Annotated in this window: 18 protein-coding genes, 6 tRNA genes and 1 riboswitch; of the genes, 16 read left to right on the top strand and 8 right to left on the bottom strand. The window is 72.8% G+C overall.

Annotated elements, in window-relative coordinates:
- Positions 1-34 precede the first annotated feature (34 nt).
- A complete protein-coding gene (gene hrpA / locus ACFY7E_RS08760) occupies positions 35-3,973 on the bottom strand; it encodes an ATP-dependent RNA helicase HrpA (RefSeq protein WP_389482308.1) in 3,939 nt (1,312 codons plus the stop codon).
- 122 nt (positions 3,974-4,095) lie between these two features.
- Here hrpA and ACFY7E_RS08755 point away from each other — a divergent pair, with 122 nt between their 5' ends.
- Genes ACFY7E_RS08755 through ACFY7E_RS08745 form a run of 3 tightly spaced genes read left to right on the top strand, consistent with a single transcriptional unit; the run spans position 4,096 to position 6,150 of the window.
- Positions 4,096-4,461 (top strand): hypothetical protein, encoded by a 366-nt coding sequence (locus tag ACFY7E_RS08755; RefSeq protein WP_389482305.1) that lies wholly within the window; start codon positions 4,096-4,098, stop codon positions 4,459-4,461.
- A 55-nt stretch (positions 4,462-4,516) separates the two neighbouring features.
- A complete protein-coding gene (locus ACFY7E_RS08750; RefSeq protein ID WP_389482302.1) occupies positions 4,517-5,311 on the top strand; it encodes a DsbA family protein in 795 nt (264 codons plus the stop codon).
- Entirely contained in the window at positions 5,308-6,150 is an 843-nt protein-coding gene (locus ACFY7E_RS08745; RefSeq protein WP_389482300.1) for a cytochrome c biogenesis CcdA family protein, read from the top strand. The genes ACFY7E_RS08750 and ACFY7E_RS08745 overlap by 4 nt, the downstream gene beginning before the upstream one ends.
- A gap of 158 nt (positions 6,151-6,308) precedes the next feature.
- On the opposite strand, the gene ACFY7E_RS08740 is transcribed toward ACFY7E_RS08745, so the two are convergent.
- From ACFY7E_RS08740 to ACFY7E_RS08730, 3 genes are all read right to left on the bottom strand, one after another.
- A tRNA-Phe gene (locus tag ACFY7E_RS08740) sits at positions 6,309-6,382 on the bottom strand.
- 22 nt (positions 6,383-6,404) lie between these two features.
- Positions 6,405-6,478, bottom strand: a tRNA-Asp gene (locus ACFY7E_RS08735).
- 41 nt (positions 6,479-6,519) lie between these two features.
- Positions 6,520-6,592 (bottom strand) — tRNA-Glu (locus ACFY7E_RS08730).
- Positions 6,593-6,697: 105 nt separating this feature from the next.
- Here ACFY7E_RS08730 and ACFY7E_RS08725 point away from each other — a divergent pair.
- The 4 genes from ACFY7E_RS08725 to ACFY7E_RS08710 all read left to right on the top strand — a co-directional run bounded on the left by ACFY7E_RS08725 (position 6,698) and on the right by ACFY7E_RS08710 (position 10,782).
- Positions 6,698-7,048: a metallopeptidase family protein gene (locus tag ACFY7E_RS08725; protein ID WP_053648331.1), complete on the top strand. Its 351-nt coding sequence runs from the start codon at positions 6,698-6,700 to the stop codon at positions 7,046-7,048.
- 179 nt (positions 7,049-7,227) lie between these two features.
- Positions 7,228-7,944: a hypothetical protein gene (locus ACFY7E_RS08720; RefSeq protein ID WP_389482298.1), complete on the top strand. Its 717-nt coding sequence runs from the start codon at positions 7,228-7,230 to the stop codon at positions 7,942-7,944.
- Between the two features lie 199 nt (positions 7,945-8,143).
- The gene (locus tag ACFY7E_RS08715; protein WP_389482296.1) at positions 8,144-10,393 is read left to right on the top strand and encodes a DEAD/DEAH box helicase; all 2,250 of its coding nucleotides are present in this window, start codon (positions 8,144-8,146) and stop codon (positions 10,391-10,393) included.
- A 315-nt stretch (positions 10,394-10,708) separates the two neighbouring features.
- Positions 10,709-10,782: transfer RNA gene (locus ACFY7E_RS08710), tRNA-Lys, on the top strand.
- 223 nt (positions 10,783-11,005) lie between these two features.
- Here ACFY7E_RS08710 and ACFY7E_RS08705 read toward each other — a convergent pair.
- Positions 11,006-11,605 (bottom strand): response regulator, encoded by a 600-nt coding sequence (locus ACFY7E_RS08705; protein WP_389482295.1) that lies wholly within the window; start codon positions 11,603-11,605, stop codon positions 11,006-11,008.
- A 520-nt stretch (positions 11,606-12,125) separates the two neighbouring features.
- Here ACFY7E_RS08705 and ACFY7E_RS08700 point away from each other — a divergent pair.
- From ACFY7E_RS08700 to ACFY7E_RS08690, 3 genes are all read left to right on the top strand, one after another.
- A tRNA-OTHER gene (locus tag ACFY7E_RS08700) sits at positions 12,126-12,245 on the top strand.
- A 551-nt stretch (positions 12,246-12,796) separates the two neighbouring features.
- Complete coding sequence (locus ACFY7E_RS08695) at positions 12,797-14,179, top strand: diacylglycerol/lipid kinase family protein (protein WP_389482292.1); 1,383 nt, start codon at positions 12,797-12,799, stop codon at positions 14,177-14,179.
- Positions 14,176-14,760, top strand: a complete 585-nt coding sequence (locus ACFY7E_RS08690; RefSeq protein WP_389482290.1) for a phosphatase PAP2 family protein — start codon at positions 14,176-14,178, stop codon at positions 14,758-14,760. The genes ACFY7E_RS08695 and ACFY7E_RS08690 overlap by 4 nt, the downstream gene beginning before the upstream one ends.
- 68 nt (positions 14,761-14,828) lie before the next feature.
- Here ACFY7E_RS08690 and ACFY7E_RS08685 read toward each other — a convergent pair whose 3' ends face one another.
- Positions 14,829-15,812, bottom strand: coding sequence for a sigma-70 family RNA polymerase sigma factor (locus ACFY7E_RS08685; protein WP_389483331.1), 984 nt, complete (start codon positions 15,810-15,812; stop codon positions 14,829-14,831).
- A gap of 237 nt (positions 15,813-16,049) precedes the next feature.
- Here ACFY7E_RS08685 and ACFY7E_RS08680 point away from each other — a divergent pair, with 237 nt between their 5' ends.
- The 6 genes from ACFY7E_RS08680 to ACFY7E_RS08655 all read left to right on the top strand — a co-directional run bounded on the left by ACFY7E_RS08680 (position 16,050) and on the right by ACFY7E_RS08655 (position 21,581).
- The gene (locus ACFY7E_RS08680; RefSeq protein ID WP_389482288.1) at positions 16,050-16,541 is read left to right on the top strand and encodes a rhodanese-like domain-containing protein; all 492 of its coding nucleotides are present in this window, start codon (positions 16,050-16,052) and stop codon (positions 16,539-16,541) included.
- A 65-nt stretch (positions 16,542-16,606) separates the two neighbouring features.
- Positions 16,607-16,680, top strand: a tRNA-Met gene (locus ACFY7E_RS08675).
- A 123-nt stretch (positions 16,681-16,803) separates the two neighbouring features.
- The gene (locus ACFY7E_RS08670) at positions 16,804-17,544 is read left to right on the top strand and encodes a MerR family transcriptional regulator (protein ID WP_389482286.1); all 741 of its coding nucleotides are present in this window, start codon (positions 16,804-16,806) and stop codon (positions 17,542-17,544) included.
- 207 nt (positions 17,545-17,751) lie between these two features.
- Positions 17,752-18,957, top strand: coding sequence for a PP2C family protein-serine/threonine phosphatase (locus ACFY7E_RS08665; RefSeq protein WP_389482285.1), 1,206 nt, complete (start codon positions 17,752-17,754; stop codon positions 18,955-18,957).
- A 272-nt stretch (positions 18,958-19,229) separates the two neighbouring features.
- Positions 19,230-19,376, top strand: a riboswitch (cyclic di-AMP (ydaO/yuaA leader).
- Positions 19,377-19,387: 11 nt separating this feature from the next.
- Entirely contained in the window at positions 19,388-20,527 is a 1,140-nt protein-coding gene (locus ACFY7E_RS08660) for a M23 family metallopeptidase (RefSeq protein WP_389482283.1), read from the top strand.
- Positions 20,528-20,627: 100 nt separating this feature from the next.
- Positions 20,628-21,581, top strand: coding sequence for an aldo/keto reductase (locus ACFY7E_RS08655; RefSeq protein ID WP_389482282.1), 954 nt, complete (start codon positions 20,628-20,630; stop codon positions 21,579-21,581).
- 13 nt (positions 21,582-21,594) lie between these two features.
- On the opposite strand, the gene ACFY7E_RS08650 is transcribed toward ACFY7E_RS08655, so the two are convergent.
- Complete coding sequence (locus tag ACFY7E_RS08650) at positions 21,595-22,875, bottom strand: PrsW family intramembrane metalloprotease (protein ID WP_389483329.1); 1,281 nt, start codon at positions 22,873-22,875, stop codon at positions 21,595-21,597.
- Positions 22,876-23,091: 216 nt separating this feature from the next.
- Positions 23,092-23,889 (bottom strand): tRNA (guanosine(46)-N7)-methyltransferase TrmB, encoded by a 798-nt coding sequence (trmB, locus tag ACFY7E_RS08645; protein WP_389482280.1) that lies wholly within the window; start codon positions 23,887-23,889, stop codon positions 23,092-23,094.
- Between the last annotated feature and the right edge of the window lie 61 nt (positions 23,890-23,950).

Below are 23,950 nucleotides of genomic sequence, written 5' to 3'. Positions count from 1 at the left end.
GGTCAGGTCGAACTCACCGACCGCGCAGCTCCGGCTACGGGACCATCGCGTCGATCGCCTTCACGATCCGCTTGTCCGAGACCGGGTACGCCGTCCCCAGGGCGTGCGCGAAGTAGCTCACCCGCAGCTCCTCGATCATCCAGCGGATGTCGGTGACCTCGGACGGCACCGGCCGCCCCTTCGGGAGCTGTTCGAGCAGCCAGGCGTACTCGTCCTGCATCTCCCGGACCTTCTCCATCCGGGTGGTGTCCCGCTGGGCCCCGGTCGGCATCTGCTGGAGCCGGCGGTCCACCGCCACCAGGTACCGCATCAGGTCCGGGAGCCGCTTCAGACCCGTACGGGTGACGAAGCCGGCCGGCACCAGCCAGTTCAGCTGCGCCCGGACGTCCTGGAGGTTCGGAAGCAGCGCCGGGCTGTTCGTGGCCTTCAGGCGCCGCTCGCAGGCCTGCCAGGCCGCCAGGATCTGCTGGACCTGGCCCACCGTCCGCACCGTCGTGTCCACCAGGTCCGCGCGGACCTTGTCGTACAGCTTCCGGAAGGACTCCTCGTCCCAGGCCGGGCCGCCGTGGTCCGCGATCAGCTTGTCGGCGGCGGCGGTCGCGCAGTCGTCGAAGAGGGCCTGGATCGAACCGTGCGGGTTCGATGACAGGGCCAGCTTCTGCTGGTTGGTCAGCTTGTCCGAGGCGAACTTCGCCGGGTTCACCGGGATGTTCAGCATGATCAGCTTCCGGGTGCCCCGCCACATCGCGAGCGCCTGCTCGGCCTCCGTGTCGAAGAGCCGCACGGCCACGCTGTCGCCCTCGTCCACCAGCGCCGGGTACGCCTTGACCGGCTGCCCGGCCCTTCGGGTCTCGAAGACCTTCGTGAGCGTGCCGATCGTCCAGTCCTTGAGCCCCGAGCGCTCCAGGGAGGGCCCGGAGCCGTCCGGGCCGCCCGTGGCCGCCGCGGCGGCCTTGGAGAGGGCCTGACGGGCCTTGGGCCGCAGCTTGAGCCGCAGCGTCTCCAGGTCCTTGGCCTCGGCCAGCTTCCGGCGCCGCTCGTCGACGATCCGGAACGTCACCTTGAGGTGCTCGGGCACCTTCGCCCAGTCGAAGTCCTCGGCCGTCAGCGGCACTCCGACCATCCGCTGGAGCTCGCGCGCCAGCGCCGTCGTCAGCGGCTCCTGCACGGGCACGACCGAGTCGAGGAAGCGGGAGGCGAAGTCGGGCGCCGGGACGTAGTGGCGGCGGATCGGCTTCGGCAGGGAGCGGATCAGCTCCGTGACGACCTCCGCCCGCAGACCCGGGATCTGCCACTCGAAGCCCTCGTCCGTCACCTGGTTGAGCACCTGGAGCGGTATGTGGACGGTCACGCCGTCCGCGTCCGCGCCCGGCTCGAACTGGTACGTCACGCGGAACTTGAGCGCTCCCTGCCGCCACGAGTCCGGGTAGTCGTCCTTGGTGACCGCCCCCGCCCTCTCGTTGATGAGCATCTCACGCTCGAAGTCGAGGAACTCCGGCTCCTCGTGGAGCTTGTGCTTCCACCAGGAGTCGAAGTGGGCGCCCGAGACGACGTGCTCGGGGATCCGCTTGTCGTAGAAGTCGAAGAGCGTCTCGTCGTCGACGAGGATGTCCCGGCGCCGGGCCCGGTGCTCCAGCTCCTCGACCTCGGTCAGCAGCTTGCGGTTGTCGGCGAAGAACTTGTGGTGGGTGCGCCAGTCGCCCTCCACCAGCGCGTTCCGGATGAACAGGTCCCGGGAGACCTCCGGATCGATCCGCCCGTAGTTCACCTTCCGGTCGGCGACGATCGGGACGCCGTACAGCGTCACCTTCTCGAACGCCATCACGGCCGCCTGGTCCTTCTCCCAGTGCGGCTCGCTGTACGTCTTCTTCACCAGGTGCTGGGCGAGCGGCTCGATCCACTCGGGCTCGATCCGGGCGTTCACCCGGGCCCAGAGGCGCGAGGTCTCCACCAGCTCGGCGGACATGACGAAGCGCGGGGGCTTCTTGAAGAGCGCGGAACCGGGGAAGATCGCGAACTTGGCGCTGCGGGCGCCCAGGTAGTCGTTCTTCGCCCCGTCCTTCACGTCCTTCAGACCGATGTGGGAGAGCAGACCGGCCAGGAGGGACACGTGCACGGACTGCTCCGGCGCGTCCTCCTCGTTGAGGTGGATCCCCATCTGCTTCGCGACCGTCCGCAGCTGGGCGTAGATGTCCTGCCACTCGCGGATCCGCAGGAAGTTCAGGTACTCCTGCTTGCACATGCGGCGGAAGGAGCTGGAGCCCCGCTCCTTCTGCTGCTCCCGGACGTACCGCCACAGGTTGAGGTAGGCGAGGAAGTCGCTCGTCTCGTCCTTGAACCGGGCGTGCTGCTGGTCGGCCTGCGCCTGCTTCTCCGCCGGCCGCTCGCGCGGGTCCTGGATGGAGAGCGCCGCCGCGATCACCATGACCTCGCGGACGCAGCCGTTCCGGTCCGCCTCCAGGACCATCCGGGCGAGCCGGGGGTCCACGGGCAGCTGGGACAGCTTCCGGCCCTGCGGGGTGAGCCGCTTCTTCGGGTCCTTCTCGGCCGGGTCGATCGCGCCCAGCTCCTGGAGGAGCTGCACGCCGTCCCGGATGTTGCGGTGGTCCGGCGGGTCGATGAAGGGGAACTTCTCGATGTCGCCGAGGCCGGCGGCGGTCATCTGGAGGATGACGGAGGCCAGGTTCGTACGGAGGATCTCGGCGTCCGTGAACTCCGGGCGGGACAGGAAGTCGTCCTCCGAGTACAGCCGGACGCAGATGCCGTCGGACGTACGCCCGCAGCGGCCCTTGCGCTGGTTGGCGCTGGCCTGGCTGACGGGCTCGATCGGCAGCCGCTGCACCTTGGTCCGGTGCGAGTAGCGCGAGATGCGGGCGGTGCCCGGGTCGATCACGTACTTGATGCCGGGGACGGTCAGGGACGTCTCGGCGACGTTCGTGGCGAGGACGATCCGGCGGCCGGAGTGGGCCTGGAAGACGCGGTGCTGCTCGGCGTGCGACAGGCGCGCGTAGAGGGGGAGGACCTCGGTGTTGCGCAGCTTCCGTTTGGTGAGGGCGTCCGCCGTGTCGCGGATCTCGCGCTCGCCGGAGAGGAAGACCAGGATGTCCCCGGGGCCCTCGCCCTGGAGCTCGTCGACGGCGTCGCAGATCGCGGTGATCTGGTCGCGGTCGGACTCCTCGGAGTCCTCTTCGAGGAGGGGGCGGTAGCGGACCTCGACGGGATACGTGCGCCCGCTGACCTCGACGATCGGGGCGTCCCCGAAGTGGCGGGAGAAGCGCTCCGGGTCGATGGTCGCGGAGGTGATCACGACCTTGAGGTCGGGGCGCTTGGGGAGCAGCTGGGCCAGGTAGCCGAGCAGGAAGTCGATGTTGAGGGACCGCTCGTGGGCCTCGTCGATGATGATCGTGTCGTACGCGCGCAGCTCGCGGTCCGTCTGGATCTCGGCGAGCAGGATGCCGTCCGTCATCAGCTTCACGAAGGTCGCCTCGGGGTTCACCTGGTCGGTGAAGCGGACCTTCCAGCCGACGGCCTCGCCCAGCGGGGTCCTGAGCTCCTCGGCGACCCGCTCGGCGACCGTGCGGGCGGCGATCCGGCGGGGCTGGGTGTGCCCGATCATGCCCCGGACGCCCCGGCCCAGCTCCATGCAGATCTTCGGGATCTGGGTGGTCTTCCCGGAGCCCGTCTCACCGGCGACGATCACGACCTGGTGGTTGCGTATCGCCTCCAGGATCTCGTCCTTCTTCTGCGAGACGGGGAGCTGTTCGGGGTACGTGACGGCGGGCACGCGCGCGGCGCGCGCGTCGACGCGCTCCTTGGCCTTGGCCGCCTCTGCGGCGATCTCGTCCAGGACGGCCGCGCGGGCCTCGGGCTTGCGGATGCGGCGGGCGCCTTCGAGACGGCGGCCGAGCCGGTGGGAGTCCCGCAGCGAGACCCCGGCCAGGACGGACTGGAGGGCGGCGAAGGAAGTAGACATACGGAATCCAGGATCGCACCTGCGGACGAGAAGCGGCGAACCGATTTACGAGCGGCCTCCCGGGGCGTCCGCGCGGGGTGCGTACTATTTCGGGCACGCCGACCGGACCTGAGAGGTTTCGCATGTTCCGCACCACCCGCGCGCCGGCGGCGTTCGCCGCGCTCCTGGGGCTGGTGCTGGGGCTGCTGGTGTGGGGCGTCGCGGGAGAGCGGACCACGAGCGCCGCTTCCGCCGCTCCCGTGGTCTCCGCTCCCGGGGTCGCCGTGCCCGGCTGTGATCCGGGCCGCCCCGCCGAGGCGGGGGCCGACGGCCCCGTCGTACCGCCGCGCGCGCACGGCTTCACGGAGCTGCTGCCCGCCCTCGCCGCCGACCGGGCGCCGGGCGGGGCCCGGGCCGTGGACGCGGCCGGCCGGGAGCCGGCGCCGGGGCGGGAGCCGCCCGAGCTCGTACCGCCGTCGCCGGTGGAGCTGTCGGTCCTGAGGGTGTAGACGGACGGCCCTCCTCCGCCGTCCTTCCCTTCCCCCTCCTCAGGAGTGCTTCCGCATGTCCACGTCCACCTCTTCCAAGACCTCCAAGGCGTCCAGGGCCTCCAAGGCCAAGCCGGTCGCGATCGTCGCCGGGGTGGCGGTCGCCGCCGCGCTGCTCGGCGTCGTCTCGTTCACCGCCACCGAGCCGGCGTCCTCCGGCGCCTCCGGTTCGTCCGCCGTCGCGGAGGTCTCCGCCGACCCGGCCGCCGGCGTCTACCCCGAGCTGGAGGCGTACGCCCGCCGCGACGCCTCCGACGGGCTCGCCCTGGGCCGGGCCGACGCGCCCGTGGTGCTCATCGAGTACGCCGACTTCAAGTGCGGCTACTGCGGGAAGTTCGCCCGGGACACCGAGCCGGTCCTGGTGGAGAAGTACGTGAGGAACGGGACCCTGCGCATCGAGTGGCGGAACTTCCCGATCTTCGGCGAGGAGTCCGAGGCCGTCGCCCGCGCCTCCTGGGCGGCCGGGCGGCAGGGCCGGTTCTGGGAGTTCCACCGGGCCGCCTACGCGGAGGACGCCAAGGAGAAGGGCTTCGGGAAGGACCGGCTCGCCGCCCTCGCGAAGGAGGCGGGCGTCCCCGACGCGGCCCGGTTCGCGAAGGACGCGGAGGGCGCGGCGGCCCGCGCGGCCGTCGGCCGGGACCAGGAGCAGGGGTACGCCCTCGGCGCCACCTCCACCCCGTCCTTCCTCGTCAACGGGCGCCCGATCGCGGGCGCGCAGCCCCTGGAGACCTTCACGGAGGCGATCGAGGCGGCGGCGGAGGCTGCGAGGGCGAAGAAGGGTTCCGCGAAGCCTTCCGGGGCCGGGCGGTGACCTCCGGCATCGGCTACTTCGCCGCCTTCCTCGGCGGACTGCTCGCCCTGCTCAGCCCGTGCAGCGCCCTGCTCCTGCCGGCCTTCTTCGCGTATTCCGTCGACACGCGCGCGAAGCTGGTCGCCCGGACCGGCGTCCTCTACGCGGGGCTGGCGACCACCCTCGTCCCGCTCGGCGCGGCCGGTTCCCTCGCGGGCCGGTTCTTCTACGGCCACCGGGACCTGCTCGTCACGGCCGGGGGCTGGCTGATCGTCGGGCTCGGCGTCCTCCAGATCCTCGGCCTGGGCTTCGCCTCCCGCCGGATCGCGGAGGCGAGCGGCCGCATCCGGCCCGTGTCGGTGCTCTCCGCCTACGCCCTGGGCCTGGTCTACGGCCTCGCGGGCTTCTGCGCGGGGCCGATCCTCGGCAGCGTCCTGACGGTGGCGGCGCTGAGCGGCAGCCCGGCGTACGGGGGCCTGCTCCTCGCGGTGTACGCGCTCGGGATGGCGGTGCCGCTGTTCGTCCTGGCACTGCTCTGGGAGCGGTACGACCTGGGTCGGCGGCGCTGGCTGCGCGGGCGGGCCCTCCGGGTCGGCCGGCTCACGCTCCACTCGACCTCGGTCCTCTCGGGCCTCTTCTTCGTCGTCCTGGGCACGCTGTTCCTGGTCTTCGACGGGACGACCGCGCTGCCGGGCCTGCTGTCGGTGGACGACTCGTTCGCCGTGGAGGAGCGGGTGGCCGCGCTCGGCCGGGCGGTGCCGGACTGGGCGCTGCTCGTCGCGGTCGTGGCCGTGGTGGCGGTGACGCTCGCGGCGCGGGGGCGGCGGGGGAGCCGTACGGAGGGGCGCGAGGAGGTGTGACGCGTACGGGGGAGGGGCGCGGGCCCCTTCCCCGTACTGCGGTCGCCTCGGGCTTGCGGGCCCGGTACCGCCGTCGCTTTCGGCTTTCGGGCTCCGGACACGTTTCGGGCTCCGGACACGACGAAGGCCCCGTTCTTTCGAACGGGGCCTTCTGCCTGTGGCTGGGGCCGGGGTCGAACCGGCGACCTATCGCTTTTCAGGCGATCGCTCGTACCAACTGAGCTACCCAGCCACGAGACCGTTTCCGGTCTCGGCGATCCTGACGGGACTTGAACCCGCGACCTCCACCTTGACAGGGTGGCGAGCTAACCAACTGCTCCACAGGACCTTGCTTCGCGACGAGAACAAGTCTCGCACACGTTTGAAACGTGCCCCCAACGGGATTCGAACCCGTGCTACCGCCTTGAAAGGGCGGCGTCCTGGGCCACTAGACGATGAGGGCTAGAGGCTCACCTGGGCGCTTCGTCAGCGCGTCGGGGACGTGAGAAGCATATGGGATGTCGGCCGCTATCGCCAAAACGGTTTCCACCGGGGGGAGAATGGGCGCGTGCTGGAGATGACGCGCGAGGAGTTCGAGGAACTCGTCGCCGAAGCCCTGGACCGGATCCCGCCGGAGCTGACGCGGCTGATGGACAACGTCGCCGTGTTCGTGGAGGACGAGCCGCCGTCCGACGACCCCGAGCTGCTCGGGCTCTACGAGGGGACGCCGCTGACCGAGCGGGGCGAGTGGTACGCCGGCGTCCTCCCGGACCGGATCACGATCTACCGGGGGCCGACGCTGCGGATGTGCGAGTCGCGCGAGGACGTGGTCGCGGAGACCGAGATCACGGTGGTGCACGAGATCGCCCACCACTTCGGCATCGACGACGAACGGCTGCACGCGCTGGGGTACGGCTGACGGTCGCGGCCGGGGAGGGCCGCGGGTCGGAGGGGGCTGCGGGGCGGCCGGGGTGCTGGCCGGACGGGGGCGCGGGTTCCGTTTCCCTCTCGCGGGGGCCCGTGTCCCTTGCGGGGCCGGGGGAGTTGGGCAGTGCGACGCGTTCCGTTCCTGCCCGTTGTGTCCTGGAGGTGCCCCCCGTGCGCCATTTGCCCACCCCGGTGAGATGGGTCGCCGCCGCGCTGACCGTCGCGGCCTGCGCCGGTCTGAGCGGCTGTATGAGTGTGAGCGACGACGGGGCGAAGCCGGGGCCCGGCGCGTCCGGGGGGAAGCGGGGCGTGGCGGCCGAGTCCGAGGGCGGCGCGGGGCTCCCGGACGGGGGCGACGGCTCCTGGAGCGGCCGGCCGGACGGGGGCGGGCCGGACGTGACCGGGTCGGGCAGGGAGACCCCCGTGCCGAGCGGCTCGCCGTCCGGCAGTGCGCAGCCCACGAAGGGCGTGGTCCCGTCGGGCGTCGCCCCCTCCGCGGGCACGGTGAAGCCGCAGCCGACCGGTGGCGGCCGCGAGGAACCGGGCGGCGGTGCGGGCGGCGGCGACGGGGGCGACGGCAGCGCGGGCGGAAGTGCGGGCGGCGGCGGGAACGGCGGCGGCAGCGGCGGCAGCGGTGGCGGGACCGGAGGGCCGGGCGGCGACGGGGGCACGCCCACCCCGGAGCCGACGCCGCCGCCCGTCGAGCCCACGCCGGAGCCGCCCGTTCCGACTCCGGAGCCGACGCCCGAGCCGACCTCGGACCCCACCGATCCGCCCGCGTCCGGCCCCGACGTCCAGATGGGCGACATGTGGGCCGCGGGAGCGGAGGAGAGGGGTGCCGGCGTATCCCCGGAGCCGGTGGCGTCCCCGCAGGTGGGACCGGTGTGAGGGAGTCCGATTTGCCATAGGTGGGGGAGGGTGCGTATGGTGGTAGATCGTTTGATCCCATTGCCCGGCGCCGACACAGAAGAGCGCCGTGTGGCGCGTACTCTCCCTAGCCGTGGCTGGACCGCATCGAGGCGGTCGATTTGCGAAAACACGGAGTTGACGGGCGCGTGCCGAGACTCCGGAAGGTTTCGCATTTCGCATGTCCATTTTCAGTTCTGACCACGCCGTCATGCCCGAGAACGACGAGATCGTCGAGGCCGTCGAGGCCACCGAGACCGTCGTGATCGACGCCGAGGCCGACCTCCTCGCCGACGACCTCCTCGCCGAGGACGACGTTCTCGCCGAGGACGAGATCGAGGGCGACGACTCCGCCGAGGAGCCCGCCGAGCCCACGATCACCTTCGCGGACCTCGGTCTGCCGGAGGGCGTCGTGCGCAAGCTCGCGCAGAACGGCGTGACCACCCCCTTCCCGATCCAGGCGGCGACCATCCCGGACGCCCTGGCCGGCAAGGACATCCTCGGCCGCGGCCGCACCGGCTCCGGCAAGACCCTCTCCTTCGGTCTGCCGCTCCTCGCCACCCTGGCGGGCGGCCACACCGACAAGAAGAAGCCCCGCGGCGTCATCCTCACCCCGACCCGTGAGCTCGCGATGCAGGTCGCGGACGCCCTCCAGCCCTACGGCGACGTGCTCGGCCTCAAGATGAAGGTCGTCTGCGGCGGCACGTCCATGGGCAACCAGATCTACGCCCTGGAGCGCGGCGTCGACATCCTCGTCGCCACCCCGGGCCGTCTCCGCGACATCATCAACCGCGGCGCCTGCTCCCTGGAGGCCGTGAAGATCGCGGTCCTCGACGAGGCCGACCAGATGGCCGACCTGGGCTTCATGCCCGAGGTCACCGAGCTGCTCGACCAGATCCCCGAGGGCGGCCAGCGCCTCCTCTTCTCCGCCACCCTGGAGAACGAGATCGACAGCCTGGTCAAGCGGTACCTGGTGGACCCCGTCACGCACGAGGTCGACCCGTCCGCCGGCGCCGTCACCACCATGACCCACCACGTCCTCGTCGTGAAGCCGAAGGACAAGGCCCCGGTCACCGCCGCGATCGCCGCCCGCAAGGGCCGCACGATCATCTTCGTCCGCACCCAGCTGGGCGCCGACCGCATCGCCGAGCAGCTCCGCGAGTCCGGCGTGAAGGCCGACGCGCTGCACGGCGGCATGACGCAGGGCGCCCGTACGCGGACCCTGGCCGACTTCAAGGACGGCTACGTCAACGCGCTCGTCGCGACCGACGTCGCCGCCCGCGGCATCCACGTCGACGGCATCGACCTGGTCCTGAACGTGGACCCGGCCGGCGACCACAAGGACTACCTGCACCGCTCGGGCCGTACCGCCCGCGCCGGCCGCTCCGGCGTCGTGGTCTCCCTGGCCCTGCCGCACCAGCGCCGTCAGATCTTCCGCCTGATGGAGGACGCGGGCGTCGACGCCTCGCGCCACATCGTCGGCGGCGCCGGCGCGTTCGACCCGGAGGTCGCCGAGATCACCGGCGCCCGTTCGCTGACCGAGGTCCAGGCCGACTCCGCGAACAACTCCGCCAAGCAGGCCGAGCGCGAGGTCGTCGACCTCACCAAGCAGCTGGAGCGCCTCCAGCGCCGGGCCGTCGAACTCCGCGAGGAGGCCGACCGCCTGGTGGCCCGCGCCGCCCGCGAGCGCGGCGAGGACCCGGAGGCGGCCGTGGCCGAGGTGACCGAGGCCGCCGAGGCCGAGGTCGCGGCGGCGGCCGTCGAGGCCGAGCGCGCCGCGAAGGCCGAGGAGCAGCAGCGCCGCGAGGAGCGTCCGTCCTTCCGCGACGAGCGGGGCAACTTCGAGCGCCGCGACCGTGGCGGCGACCGGGGTGGCTTCCGCGGCGGTGACCGTGGCGGTGACCGTGGTGGCTTCCGCCGCGACGACCGTCCGTCCGGCGGGTTCCGCCGCGACGACCGCCCGTCGGGTGGTTTCAACCGCGACGACCGCGGTGGTGACCGTGGTGGCTTCCGCCGCGACGACCGTCCGTCCGGTGGCTTCCGTCGTGACGACCGCCCGTCGGGTGGTTTCAACCGCGACGACCGCGGTGGTGACCGCGGCGGCCGTTCCTTCGAGCGTCGTGACAACGACCGTCCGTCCGGCGGGTTCCGCCGTGACGAGCGCCCCTCGGGTGGTTTCAACCGTGACGACCGTGGCGGCGACCGCGGCGGCCGTTCCTTCGAGCGCCGTGACGACCGCCCCTCCGGCGGCCACCGCGGCAGCGACCGCCCGTTCAACCGCGACCGCCGTGACGACCGTCCGGCCGGCGGCTTCCGCTCGGGCGGCGACCGCCCGTACGGCCGCCGTGACGACCACCGCGGCAGCACCGGCTCGACCGGCGGCTCCTTCGGCCGCCGCGACGACAAGCCGCGCTGGAAGCGCAACGGCTGACATCGCGTAGAACCCTGAGCGGGGCCCGTACGACACTCCGGTGGCGTACGGGCCCCGTCTCTTTGCACCCGTGGGGAGAGCTCTTTTCGCCTGCGGGGAAGGTCGGCCGGGCTGGACGTCGCGCCCGCGTGGCGGGACACGGCCGGGGTGGGTGCCCGGGGCGAGCTGTTGGCGACGGGCGCGGCGGATCTGGTATCGATGGACCGGGTTCACGGGCCCGAGACCCCGCCGATCGGCTCGCGGCACGGCCGGTGTCGGATACCCGATCGGCTCCGGGGATCTCTCGGGCTATGCTGCACGGGTGTGTTTGTCCACGGGCCGTTAGCTCAATTGGTCAGAGCAGCGGACTTTTAATCCGTTGGTTGTGGGTTCGAGTCCCACACGGCCTACCGACAGCAGGGCGGGGAATCTCCTCCGACCGTTACTTGGCGCCTCGACCGGCTTCGGCCGGCCGGGGCGCTTCGTCGTACTTGGACACGTGTGTGAGCGATGCGTGAGCGGGGGGCGCGGCGGACGCGGTTTCGCGGCCTTCTGTGACCGGACCGGCGGCGGATCGCGTCGCTGTAGGTGCCTCGGCCCGGTTCTGTTCGACGGTTCCTGCCTCGGGTGCTGTCAGCCGCCCGCGCGGACCAGGCCCGTCTCGTAGGCCAGGATCACCAGTTGGGCGCGATCGCGGACGCCGAGCTTGGTGATCGCGCGAGTGACGTGGGTCTTGGCGGTGAGCGGGCTGATGAAGAGCTGTGAGGTGATCTGGTCGTTGGACAGGCCGGTTGTGATCAGGCGGGTCACTTCGCGTTCCCGCGCGGTGAGCACGGCGAGTTGTCCGGCGGTGTCGGTGGGGGCTGCCGGGCGGTGCGCGAACTGCTCGATCACCCACCGGGTCGCGCTCGGCGAGAGCAGCGCGTCGCCGGCCGCCACCGCTCGGACGGCCTGGCGCAGGTCGTCCGGTTCGATCTCCTTGGTGAGGAAGCCGCTCGCGCCCGCGCGCAGGGCCGCGAAGACGTACTCGTCGGTCTCGAAGGTGGTGAGGACGATGACCCGGCAGGCCGTCAGTCCGGGGTCCTCGACGATCGTCCGGGTGGCGGTGAGACCGTCCGTGCCGGGCATGGGGATGTCCATGAGGACGACGTCGGGGCGGACGGCGCGGGCCGCACGGACCGCCTCGTCGCCCGTGCCCGACGACGTCGTGCAGCGTCGTCCCGACGCGGACATCCGGCCGTACACCGGACGGTGTCGTCATCCGGTCCGGCTGCACCGTTCGGTGTACGTGCCGGGGCAGCCGGGCCGCCACCGGCACCGCCGACACGGCACCGGGACCGTCGTGGAGACGCGGAAGGCGATCGCACCAGCGCGGGCGGTCGCGGGCTTCGCGATCGGTGGAGCGGTTCGTGGCCCGTCCACCGGCCGGCGGTCGCCGCGTAGACGTCGGTCGTGCCTTCGTGAGCTTCGCCGCCGGGCGCGTCCTGGTGAGGGTGCGGCCGCCGTCCGCACGCTGCGGGCCGAGGCGAAAGCTCCCGGGGGCTGTGGCCGATCGAGGATCACGGGCCGTTCGAACTCTCGACGCCTCCACCGCCTCCCGGAGCGGTGAACGTCCGCTGTCCGTTCTCAGGCTCTGACGCGACTTCTGTGGAGCTGCGGCAACGGCTGCCGGCGATCCGAAAAGGACTCGTCCGCGGAGAACGGTGTCTCTACGCTTGGTCGGAGCGGGAGCGCGCGCGTTTCCGCAGGTTGCGGTGCCGTGGCAGAGCGGTCTATTGCGATCGCCGTGGGCGAGGTCCCTCCCGCGGCGAGTGACGGGGACGGGGCGGACCTGCCCCCATCTGTCTCGCGGGTTCGAATCCCGTCGGCACCGCAGCCGACCAGGACGTGGTGCAACGACGCACGGACCCGCCGCCTCACGTCAGGCCCGCAGAAACTGTGGCCAGAGCCCGTTCTCATGGACAAAGCCACCGTCGGCCTGGCGGTGACGAGGACGCAACGCTGTCCGGGGGCTCGGACTCGGCCCGCAGAGGGAAGCGCCCCGCCGGTTTCGACCGGCGGGGCGCTTCGGCGGTTCTGGTGTGTTTTGTGTTCCTGTGGTCCGTCGTCTGTTCGCGGTTCCCGGTCCCCGGTTCGTCGGGAGTTCCCGGTTCGTCGGGAGTTCCGGGTTTTCCGGGGGGCCGAGGTGCCCGGGCCCTCCGGGTGCCCCTGGGTCTTCCCTGATTCCCCGGGCTTTCCGGGTGCCCGCTCCGCCTTGGGGTAGGAAAGTCGCGGGGTACGGGAGGGACGGCGGTCCGGTGGTCGGGAAGCCCTCGCTCCCGGGAGGCCTTTCCTTCGCGGGCCCCTTCCGCCGAACGGCTTCGTCCGGGGCGCGGGGTGCGGGGGCGTGGGGAAGGGTGGAGACGGAACGTGGAGGTGGGGACGGTGACGGCGAGCGGAACCGCCGGCCCGACGAGGGCGGCCCGACGGCTGGCGCGCTGTGCGCTGCTCGCGGCGGTGACCGCCGTCATGGTGCTGCTGACGGCCCTGGGCGGCGGCGGGGCCCTGATCCTGGTGAGCGGGCTCGCCGGGCTCGCCCTGTCGGCCGTGGGCATCTGGTGGTTCCTCGCGCACCGGGGGCCGCTGCGGGCACTCGGCGCGCTGCTCGCGGTGGCCGCGCCCGCCACGGTCCTCACCCTGTACGTCGTCGGAGGCGTCTGGGTCAACGCCCTGGTGGCCCTCGCGATCTGGGCCGTGGCCCTGCTCTGCGCCCGGTCCGCCCTGCGCCGCCCCGAGGCGGACGGGTCCGGGACGATGCGGGGCGAGCCCGCGGCCCGGCCCGAGAAGCCCGTCCTGATCATGAATCCGAAGTCCGGGGGCGGAAAGGTCGAGCGCTTCGGGCTCGTCGAGCGCGCCGAGCAGCTGGGCGCCCGGGTGATCCTCCTCGACCCGTCCGTCCACAACGACGTCACCGAACTCGCCGAGCGGGCCGTGGCCGAGGGGGCCGACCTGCTCGGCGTGGCCGGCGGCGACGGCACGCAGGCGCTGGTCGCCGCCGTGGCCGTCGAGCACGACCTGCCGTTCCTCGTCATCTCGGCCGGCACCCGCAACCACTTCGCCCTGGACCTCGGACTCGACCGCACCGACCCGTCGACCTGTCTGAACGCCCTGACCGACGGTGAGGAGCTCCGGGTCGACCTCGGCACGGTCTCCGGCCGGGCCTTCGTCAACACCGTCTCCTTCGGGGTGTACGCGGACGTGGTCCACCACCCCGAGTACCGCGACGCGAAGGCCGGCACCGCACTCGACGCCCTGCCCGACCTGCTCCAGGGCGGCGAGGGCGACCGCGTCGACGCGACCGTCGACGGCGTCCTGCTCGACGCCCAGCAGGCGCTCCTGGTCAGCAACAACCCGTACGCCACGCCCGACCCCCTCAGCGCCGACCCCGCCCGAAGACCCCGTCTCGACGGAGGCGAACTCGGCGTGATCGGCGTCCGGGTGGAGGGGGCGATCCAGGCCGCCGAGCTGGCGGTACGGGGGACCCAGGCGGCCGCCCTGAACGTCCTGACGGCCCGTAGGGTCGAGGTCACCTGCGACAGCGGTGACGGTCCCATCTCCGTCGCCGTCGACGGCGAGGCCCTCCGCCTGCCCACGCCGGTCGTCTGCACCCTCCGCCCGCGCGCCCTGCGGGTGCTCGTGCCCCGCGACCGGCCGGGCACCACGCCCCCGCGTCCGCCCCTCGACTGGCGGCGCATCACCGAACTCGCCTTCCACACCCGTCAGCACTCCCAACAACCTCCGAAACGACCTTCGAGGAGCGGCGCATGACCCACGACACGCCCACCGAGACCGCCCAGGCGGTCCTGCACGATCTCCGGGCCGTCGACGGTGCCGTGTACGCCGCCGTGGCCGCCACCCCCACGCCCACCCTGGACACGGCCCTCCGCCGGCTCTCCAGGACGGCCGACCACTCCAAGATCTCCCTCTCCGTGGCGGCCGTGCTCGCCCTCTTCCCGGGCCGCCCGCGCCGGGCCGCGCTCGCCGGGGTCGGGGCGGTCGCGGTGGCCTCGGCCGCGGCGAACCTGCTGGGCAAGCGGCTCGTCCGCAGACCGCGGCCGGACCGGGAGGCGGCCCGGGTGGTGGCGGGCCGGCACGTCCCCATGCCCGACTCGGCCTCGTTCCCCTCGGGGCACACGGCGTCGGCGGTCGCCTTCGCCACCGCCGTGGGGGTGGTGCTGCCCGCCGCCGCCGTGCCCCTCGGACTCCTGGCGTCGACGGTGGGGTACTCCCGCGTCCACACCGGCGTGCACTACCCGGGTGACGTCGCCGCGGGCGCCGTCCTCGGCGTCGCCAGCGCCGCCGTCTCCCTGACGGCCGGCGCCTCCCTGGCCCGCCGCCGACGACAGTAGGGGCCGGGAGGGACAGAGGGACAGGAGGGCTGGGGAGGGGCGGGACGGGGGTCAGGGGGTCGGGAGGGTCAGTACTTCGCTCGTGCCAGTTCCTCCTCCGTGAGGCCGAGCGTCGCGAGCCGTTCCGGGTCCGTCAGGATGTGGAGCTGGACGATCCGGTCCCCGGCGACCGTGAACACCATGAGCGCGGTCGGGCGCCCGTCGACGACCGACAGGACCGCGGGCTCGCCGTTGGCGACGACCCGCAGCACCGCCTTGCGGAACCTGGAGTACGCGAGGGCCTGCGCGACGACGGTCTCCGCGCCCCGCACCAGCTTGGAGGTGCCGGCCATGAGCCGGCCGCCGTCCGCGCGCAGCACCACGTCCGGGTCGAGGACCGCGAGGAGGCCGTCGAAGTCGCCGCCGTTCGCCGCGGTGAGGAAGGCGTCCGCCACCTCCCGTCGGCGCCGTGCGTCCGGGGCGGGGCCCGGGGAGGCGTCCCGCACCCGGCGGCGGGCGCGGCTGGCGAGCTGCCGGGTCGCGGCCGGGCTGCGGTCCACGACCTCCGCGATCTCGTCGAAGGAGACGGCGAACATGTCGTGCAGCACGAACGCGAGCCGTTCGGCCGGCGACAGGGTCTCCAGGACGACGAGGAGCGCGAGGCCGACGGACTCGCCGAGTTCGGCCGCGCGCTCCGGATCGGAGGCGGCGGAGGTGTCGGTGGCGCCGAAGACGTCGGCGGTGTCCCCGATCCGGACCACCGGGTCGGGGACGTAGTACTCCAGCGGGGTCTCGCGGCGCGAGCCGCGCGAGCGCAGCATGTCCAGGCAGACGCGGCCGACGACGGTGGTCAGCCAGCCGCTGAGGTTCCGCACCCCGGAGACGTCGGCGCGGCTGAGCTTGAACCAGGTCTCCTGGACGGCGTCCTCGGCCTCGCTCAGCGAGCCCAGCATCCGGTACGCCACCGCCCGCAGACGGCCCCGGTCGGCGTCGAAGCGCCGCGCCAGGAGTTCTTCTTCGCCCCGCACCCCGCGCACCGGCTCCTCCACGTCCGCATCCGCATCCACATCCACACCCTCTTCCACGTCCACGTTCGCGTTCACGCCCACCACCCGGTCTCCCCCTCGCGTGCCGTCATGCCTGCATGACGGATCGGACCGCGCCGATGTGACGGGGCGGGGCAGGCTGCGGAGTCATGGCGTGAGATTCCCGCCGCACCGCTCCGAACGCCCGGGAATCCCCGGCCGAAGGTCCCGAGCGCCGTGATTCCCCACTTCAGTGCGGTGGCCTCCGGTTCTAGTTTGATCACCATGACGACGACACCGCGGGTCAACCCCGTTCTCCGCACCCCGCCGGCCTCGCCCGCCGCCGCTGCCGCGTACTTCTCCGCGAGCCTCGCCTTCCACGCCGACGTCTCCGACGTGGGCTCAGCACTCGCCACCGCCGCCGCCGAGGGCACCGCCCCCGGCTTCGTCCTGGTCGACACGCGCTCCACCGCCTCCTGGGACCAGGGGCACGTCCCCGGCGCCGTCCACCTGCCGACCGCGCTCGTTCCCGAGCAGGCCGAAGCGCTGCTCGACCGGTCCGTGCCGGTCGTCACGTACTGCTGGGGTCCCGGCTGCAACGGCGCCACCCGCGCCGCGCTCGCCCTCGCGGAGCGGGGCTTCCCGGTCAAGGAGATGCTCGGCGGCTTCGAGTACTGGGTGCGGGAGGGCTTCGCGTACGAGACGTGGGAAGGGCCCGCGGAGAAGGCCGCCGACCCCCTGACGGCCCCGGTCGACGCCGACGACTGCGGGTGCTGAGGGAGGGGGCGACGGGAACCGATTTCAGGATTGCCCCGGTCATGCCGTACAGTCGTGTTTACCGACGCGGGGTGGAGCAGCTCGGTAGCTCGCTGGGCTCATAACCCAGAGGTCGCAGGTTCAAATCCTGTCCCCGCTACTCAGTAGTGACGAAGGCCCGGATCCTCTTGGATCCGGGCCTTCGTCGTTCTCCGGGGCCTTCGTCGTTCCCCCGGTGTTTCCGGTTGACCTTGACGCGACGTCAAGATCTAGCGTTTCCGTCATGGAGTGGTCGATCCAGGAGATCGCCAAGAAGGCCGGCACCACCAGCCGCACCCTCCGGCACTACGGGGAGCGCGGACTGCTGGAGCCGAGCCGGATCGGCGCGAACGGTTACCGGTACTACGACCGGGCGGCGCTCGTGCGGTTGCAGCGGATCCTGCTGCTGCGCGAGCTGGGGCTCTCGCTGCCCGCCATCGCGGAGGTCCTCGCGGGCCAGCGGGACACCTCCGCCGCCCTGCGCACCCATCTCGCCCTCCTGGAGCAGGAGCGCGAGCGCATCGGACGCCAGATCATGTCGGTGCGGACCACTCTCCACAAGACCGAGAAGGGAGAGGAACTCATGGCGGACGAGATGTTCGACGGTTTCGACCACACGAGATACGAGGAGGAGGTCACCCACCGCTGGGGTCGCGAGGCGTACGAGCAGGGCGACCGGTGGTGGCGCTCGCTGGACGAGGAGCAGAAGCGGGCGTTCATGGAGGAGCAGGCCGGCATCGCCCGCGACTTCGGGAAGGCGGCACGGGACGGTCTGGCCGCCGACAGCGACGAGGTGCAGGCCCTCGCGCGGCGCCAGGTCGCCTGGCTGTCGACCACCACGGCGCCGACCAGGGAGTACGTGATCGGCCTCGGCCGGATGTACGTCGACGACCCCCGCTTCACCAGGAACTACGACAGGTACGGCGAGGGCACCGCGGTCCTCGTCCGGGACGCGCTGGCGGTCTACGCCGAGCGGAACATGTAGCTCCCGGGCGGCCTCCCGTCGGCTTTTCGGGCGGCCCACGTCAGCTTTTCGGGCGGCCCCGTCGGCTTCTCGCGCGGCCCCCGTCGGCCTCCCGGACGGCTCCGTACGCCGGTCGGCCGTGCGGAGTCGCCGTCCGCCGGGGCTGCGGCCACCCTGGAAGGGCGCGGTACGGGGCCGCGGCCGGGCGGACCGGGCAGGAGAGAACAGGTGGGGCACCCCCCAGGATCGGCGGGCGCAGGGAGGCGGGGCGGCGAGGGCCGTCCCGCGTACCGGGGCACCCGGCGGTTCATCCGCGCGCTGCCGCCGCTGATCATCGTGGGCGGTGTCCTCTTCGACGTGACGACCCCCGCCCCGTACACCGCCTCGCCGATGCTCGCCGCCGCCCCGCTGGTCGCCGCGCCCTTCTTCTCCCTGCTCACGACCCTCCTCACCGGGATCGCCGCCGTTCTCGCCTCGGTCGGCCTCTACCTCTTCAGCGACGACGTCACCCGCGCCCCGGCCGTCGCCGAGACCCTGACCGTGTGCACCGTCTCCGGACTCGCCCTCCTCATCAACCGGGTGGTGCGCCGCAGCGGCGAGCGGCTCGCCTCGGCGCGGGTCATCGCGGAGACCGCGCAGAAGGCGGTGCTGCCGACGCCCGCCGAGCGGATCGGCGGGCTGCGGTGCGCGGCCCGTTACGAGGCGGCGCAGGCGGACGCGTTCATCGGTGGCGACCTCTTCGCCGTGCAGGACACCCCGCACGGGGTGCGGCTCGTGGTCGGGGACGTACGGGGCAAGGGCCTCGACGCGGTCGAGGCCGTCGCCGTCGTCATCGGGGCCTTCCGGGAAGCGGCCGAGCAGGAGCGGACCCTGGAGGGCGTGGCACAGCGGCTCGAACGGGCGCTGGACCGGGAGGGCACCCGCCGGGACAGCCTCGACGCCGTCGAGGGGTTCACCACCGCCGTCCTGGCCGAGATCCCGCGCTCCGACGGCAGCGGCACCTTCGACGGCTTCGTACGGGTGGTCAACCGGGGGCACCCGCCCCCGCTGGTGCTGCACGGGGACGGGCGGGTCGAACCGGTCGACCCGATCCGGCCGGCGCTGCCCCTCGGCATGGGGGACCTCGCGTCGTGGCCGGACCGCGCCGAGGCCCGGCCGTATCCGCCGGGCACGACGCTGCTCTTCTACACCGACGGCCTCTCGGAGGCGCGGAACGCCCAGGGCGTCTTCTACGACCCGGCGGAGCGGCTGTCCGGGCGGATCTTCCCCGGCCCGGAGGAGGTGCTCGACGCGCTCGTGGACGACGTACGGCTCCACACGGGCGGCGGGGCGACGGACGACATGGCGCTGCTCGCGCTGAGCCGCCCGGCGGCGGGGCAGCCGGAGCGGCGCCGGACGATGCCGGTGGTGCCGCCCGGCGGGTCCCGTCGCTGATTCGGAGGCGGGTCCCGTCGCCTCTCCGGAGGTGGGCCGCGGTCCCGTCACCAGGGGTAGTCGGCAGGTCTCCCTGCGATAACAATTGACGAACCGTCAGGTTGCGGGAGTTTTAGCCTTCCTGGACCTCGCCTCGCTGAAGGGGGGTCAAGTCGGACCATTCCCTGCCAATTCAATGAACGATCACGGGGAACGGCTTGGAATAGAGACCCCCTGTCTATTAACGTTCGATAACGCAGCGCGGTCGTCCCAGCCGTCGCAAGAGACGGCACCGTGCGCATGCGCCGAATCCCGAAAGGGAACCGGGGAACCACCATTTGGGGTGAATCGAGCCCTTCGCACCCGTGCGACCGGGCCCGTAGGAGACCTTCCTGCTCCGAACCCGTCAGCTAACCCGGTAGGCGAGAAGGAAGGAAAGGAGCGCGCCTCCGTGGCGTCCAACACCCCTGCCCCCGAAGCCCCCTTCGATGCCTTCGGCGGCGGTGCGGCCTCCTCCGTCCCGGACACCGAGTGGAATCCCACCGAGGACTCCCTCCGCGCCCAGAACCGCTCCGGCGGCCGGCACCGGGTCGTCAAGCAGCGCTCCGGCTTCGCCCGTTCCTCCACCGTCCTCGGCGTCGGCGTCATCGCGGCCGTCGGCGCGGGCGGCCTCGCCACCGCGCAGGACAAGCCGCCGGTGGCCATATCGCTCCCGGACCTTCCGGACCTGAACCTGCCCGACGCCCACGACCTCCCCGGCGTCGGCACCCTCCTGTCCGACCAGGAGGAGGAGCGGGAGACGGTCCCCGCGGACCGCGCCAATCCGAACCCGCTGACCTCCGCCACGTACACCACCGAGGCCGACGGGCAGGCCGCGCGGACCGGGCAGGTCACGCGGGCGAGCCTGACGACGACGGCGGACGCCCCGAGCACCGCCGACGCCGGCGAGGCCCTGCGCGCCCGCATCCTCCAGCAGGCCGAGCAGCAGCAGGCCTCCGCCGACGCCGCCGAGAAGGCCGCGGTGGAGAAGGCGGCCGCCGAGAAGGCCGCCGCCGAGGCGCAGGCCAAGGCCGACGCGGCGGAGAAGGAGGCCGCGGAGGCGAAGGCGAAGGCCGAGGCGGAGGCCAAGGCCAAGGCGGAGGAGGAAGCCAGGGCGAAGGCCGAGGCCGAGCGCCTCGCCCAGCTCGCCGCCAGCTACTCGATGCCCCTCTCCTCGTACAGCCTCACCGCCACCTACATGCAGTCCGGCTCGATGTGGTCCTCCGGCTACCACACCGGCCTCGACTTCGCGGCCCCCACCGGCACCCCGCTCAAGGCGGTCCACGGCGCCACGGTCAAGTCGGCGGGCTGGTCCGGCTCCTACGGCTACCGGATCGTCCTGGAGCTGGAGGACGGCACCGAGGTCTGGTACTGCCACCTCTCCTCCATGACGGTCTCCGCCGGCCAGACCGTGGGCACCGGCGAGACGATCGGCCGCGTCGGCGCCACCGGGAACGTCTCCGGCGCCCACCTCCACCTGGAGATCCACCCCGGCGGCGGCGACGGCGTCGACCCGGCGGCCTGGCTGCGCTCCAAGGGCCTGACGGTCTGACCCCGGAGACCCGGAAACCGGGAAACCATACGAAAACCGCGTGGAGACCCTCCGGAAACCGCGCGGAATAGGCCCGGCGGCGGGGACCGTTGACCACCCCATGACCTCTCTCCGTACGCTGGGCACGTCCGACCTGCACGTCTTCCCGCTCGCCCTCGGCGGCAACGTCTTCGGCTGGACCGCCGACGAGGCGCAGTCCTTCGCCGTCCTCGACGCCTACGCCGCCGCGGGCGGCAACTTCATCGACTCCGCCGACGTCTACTCGGCCTGGGCCGAGGGCAACGAGGGCGGCGAGTCCGAGACCGTCATCGGCCGCTGGCTCGCCTCCCGGGGCAACCGCGACGATGTCGTCGTCGCCACCAAGGCGGGCGCCCACCCCCGGTTCAAGGGGCTCTCCGCCCCCACGATCAAGGCCGCCGCCGAGGAGTCCCTGCGCCGCCTCGGCACCGACCGCATCGACCTGTACTACACCCACTTCGACGACGAGTCCGTCCCCGTCGAGGAGATCGTCACCGCCCTCGACCAGCTGGTGAGGGACGGCAAGGTACGGGCCGTCGCCGCCTCCAACATCTCCCCGGAGCGGCTCCGCGCCTCCCTCGACTTCGCCGAGGCCGAGGGCCTCGCCCGCTACGTCGCCCTCCAGCCGCACTACAACCTGGTCTCCCGCGAGACCTACGAGGGCCCGCTCCTGGAGACCGCCGAGAAGACGGGGCTCGCCGCCGTCCCGTACTACGGCCTGGCCTCCGGCTTCCTCACCGGCAAGTACCGCCCCGGCGGCAGCGTCGACAGCGCCCGCGCCGCCGGAGCCGGCAAGCACCTCGACACCGAGCGGGGCCGGGCCGTGCTCTCCGCGCTCGACGCGGTCGCCGGGGCGCACGGCGCGGAGCCCGCCGCCGTCGCCCTCGCCTGGCTCGCCTCCCGGCCGACGGTCGTCGCGCCGATCGCCTCGGCCCGTACGGTCGAACAGCTCCCGGCCCTGGTCGCGTCCGCCGGCCTGGAACTCACGGAGGAGGAGCTGACCCTCCTGACCGAGGCGTCGGCGGTCCGGGGCTGACGCCGGACGGGTCCTAACCGCGGTAGGGGTTGTAGCCGCCGTAGTCCAGGTACTGCGGCGGCGTCCACGCCCGGCCCGTCGCCCGGGCCGCGTACGTCAGCGCGGGCGAGGCGACCGCCCTGCGCTGCCACAGGTGGTGCAGCAGCTCCTGCTCGCGGGCCGCGAAGTCGGGCCCGGCGGTGCCGCGCCGGGCCCGGTCCCGCAGGAACGCGAGGGTCGTCGCGAAGGACTCGTACTCGCCGACCGCTCGCGCGCCCTGCTCGCCGTACGTCCGGACGGCGTAGGAGCGGGCGAGCTGCCGGGCCCGCATCGAGGAGAGCGCGAGCGGCTCGTCGGGGGAGAGCCAGCCGGCCGCCGCGTACGCCGGGAGCTCCCCGGAGACCGTGCGCAGCTCCCGCTGCCGGCTCCACACCGCGAGCCAGGTCAGCAGGCCGAAGGCCGGCATCATCAGCGCCCCGTACACCGCGAAGAAGGCCCAGGGGCCGCCGAAGGTGGCCGAGCCGTTCCAGGCGGCGTGCATGCCCATGGCGAGCAGCAGTCCGGCGAGCGGCAGCAGCACCTTCCGCAGCCGCTTCCCGCGCGGGGCGAGCGCGGCGAAGCCGAAGCCGAGGCCGGTGAGCACGGTGAACAGCGGGTGCGCGAAGGGCGACATCACGACCCGTACGAAGAAGGTCCCGGCGGTCACCATGCCGATGCCGGTGGCGCCGATCTCCTGGTCCTCGCCGAAGGCGTTGCCGAGGTAGAGGATGTTCTCGGTGAAGGCGAAGCCGGTCGCGGTGAAACCGGCGATCACCACCCCGTCGACGAGACCGCCGAAGTTCCGGCGCCGGAAGAGGAAGAGCAGCAGGATCGCGGCGGCCTTGGCGCTCTCCTCCACCACCGGCGCGATGACGGTGGCGCCGAGGTGGTCGGCGGAGTCCGGGTCGGCGGTGGCCGTGGCGATCCAGCGGACCGCGAAGGAGTTGGCCAGGATCGCGACGAGCGCGGCGGCGAACGCGCCCCACGCGAACGCGAAGAGCAGGTTCTTCCACGGCCCCGGCTCGACCCGGTCGAGCCAGCGGAAGGCCGCCATGAGCAGCGGTACGGGAAGCACGGCGAGGGCCAGGCCGACGAGGAAGCCCTGCGTGCCCGTCTGCTCGCGGACCAGCGCCAGGATGACCAGGGCGCAGATCGCGAGCACGGTGACCAGACATATCGCCCGGACCAACCGGCTGCGCCAGAAGGCCCGGCGCGGCCGGTAGCGCCACTGGGAGCGGTCGGCGGCGGCGGGGAAGGCCGGCTCCTCCGTACCCAGGTGGGGTACGGGGACGGCTTCGCCATCGGGGCCGTGATCGAGGTGGCGCTCGGGTCCGGGACCGTGTTCGGGGCGGCGCTCGGATCTGTGGCCGGACCCGTGGTCGGGTCCGTGCTCGGGTCCGGCTTCGGCGGGGGCGGGGTTCGACACGTGAGCGACCCTAACGACCCGCACGGACAGCGGGCGACGTGGTTACGCGCCGAGTCCGCCCTCCCGTCACCTCCTCTTGAAGAGGAGGTCGTGGACGACGTGCCCCTTGTCGAGCCCCTGGCCCTCGAAGCGGGTGAGGGGCCGGAAGCCGGGGCGGGGGGCGTAGCCGCCGTCGGCCTGCGTGTTCTCGAAGTCCGGGTGCGCGGTGAGCACCTCCAGCATCTGCTCGGCGTACTCCTCCCAGTCGGTGGCGCAGTGCAGCACGCCGCCGGGCTTGAGCCGGGTCGCGAGGAGACCGAGGAACTCGGGCTGGATCAGCCGCCGCTTGTGGTGGCGGGCCTTGGGCCACGGGTCCGGGAAGTAGACCCGGCAGCCGTCGAGGGAGTCGCCGGTGAGCATCTCGCGGAGCAGGATGATCGCGTCGCCGTTGGCCACCCGGACGTTGGTGAGGCCGTTGCGGTCGGCGAGGCCGAGCAGATTGCCCTGGCCGGGGGTGTGCACGTCCACGGCGAGGATGCCGGTGCCGGGGTCGGCGGCCGCCATCTGCGCGGTCGCCTCGCCCATCCCGAAACCGATCTCCAGGACGACCGGGAGCCCGCCGAACATCTCGTCCAGGTCCAGGACCCGCTTGCCGTCGATGTCGAGGCCCCAGTCGGGCCACCGCTTCAGCAACGCCTCGGCCTGCCCGGCGGTCACGCGGCTGCGCCGCGGCTGGAAGCTCCGGATCCGCCGCTCGTGGTGCGACCCGGCGGGATCGGGCAGGGGCCCCTCCCCGGGGGCGAACCTCTGACTGCCCCGCCGCGCGACGGGCTGGGATGCGGGGTCGGCGACGGGACGCGGGCTGTTCTCAGGCTGCTCAGACACAATGCGGCCGATTCTACGGGCGGGAGCGGGCCCGCACGGGCGGGCACGACGACGGAACCCA

Origin of the sequence: Streptomyces sp. NPDC012825 (genome assembly GCF_042900925.1) — a bacterium.
Lineage (GTDB): Bacteria > Actinomycetota > Actinomycetes > Streptomycetales > Streptomycetaceae > Streptomyces.
The sequence above is the reverse complement of the archived record's forward strand: the minus strand, read 5'-3'. Positions and strand labels throughout refer to the sequence as shown.

Bases quoted from the DNA above. Each gene is read 5' to 3' on its own strand.
- ACFY7E_RS08690 (WP_389482290.1), top strand. From the start codon at position 14,176: ATGACCCACGACACGCCCACCGAGACCGCCCAGGCGGTCCTGCACGAT.
- ACFY7E_RS08755 (WP_389482305.1), top strand. From the start codon at position 4,096: ATGTTCCGCACCACCCGCGCGCCGGCGGCGTTCGCCGCGCTCCTGGGG.
- ACFY7E_RS08715 (WP_389482296.1), top strand. From the start codon at position 8,144: ATGTCCATTTTCAGTTCTGACCACGCCGTCATGCCCGAGAACGACGAG.
- ACFY7E_RS08655 (WP_389482282.1), top strand. From the start codon at position 20,628: ATGACCTCTCTCCGTACGCTGGGCACGTCCGACCTGCACGTCTTCCCG.
- ACFY7E_RS08705 (WP_389482295.1), bottom strand. From the start codon at position 11,605: ATGTCCGCGTCGGGACGACGCTGCACGACGTCGTCGGGCACGGGCGAC.
- ACFY7E_RS08680 (WP_389482288.1), top strand. From the start codon at position 16,050: ATGACGACGACACCGCGGGTCAACCCCGTTCTCCGCACCCCGCCGGCC.
- ACFY7E_RS08750 (WP_389482302.1), top strand. From the start codon at position 4,517: ATGTCCACGTCCACCTCTTCCAAGACCTCCAAGGCGTCCAGGGCCTCC.
- ACFY7E_RS08670 (WP_389482286.1), top strand. From the start codon at position 16,804: ATGGAGTGGTCGATCCAGGAGATCGCCAAGAAGGCCGGCACCACCAGC.
- hrpA (WP_389482308.1), bottom strand. From the start codon at position 3,973: ATGTCTACTTCCTTCGCCGCCCTCCAGTCCGTCCTGGCCGGGGTCTCG.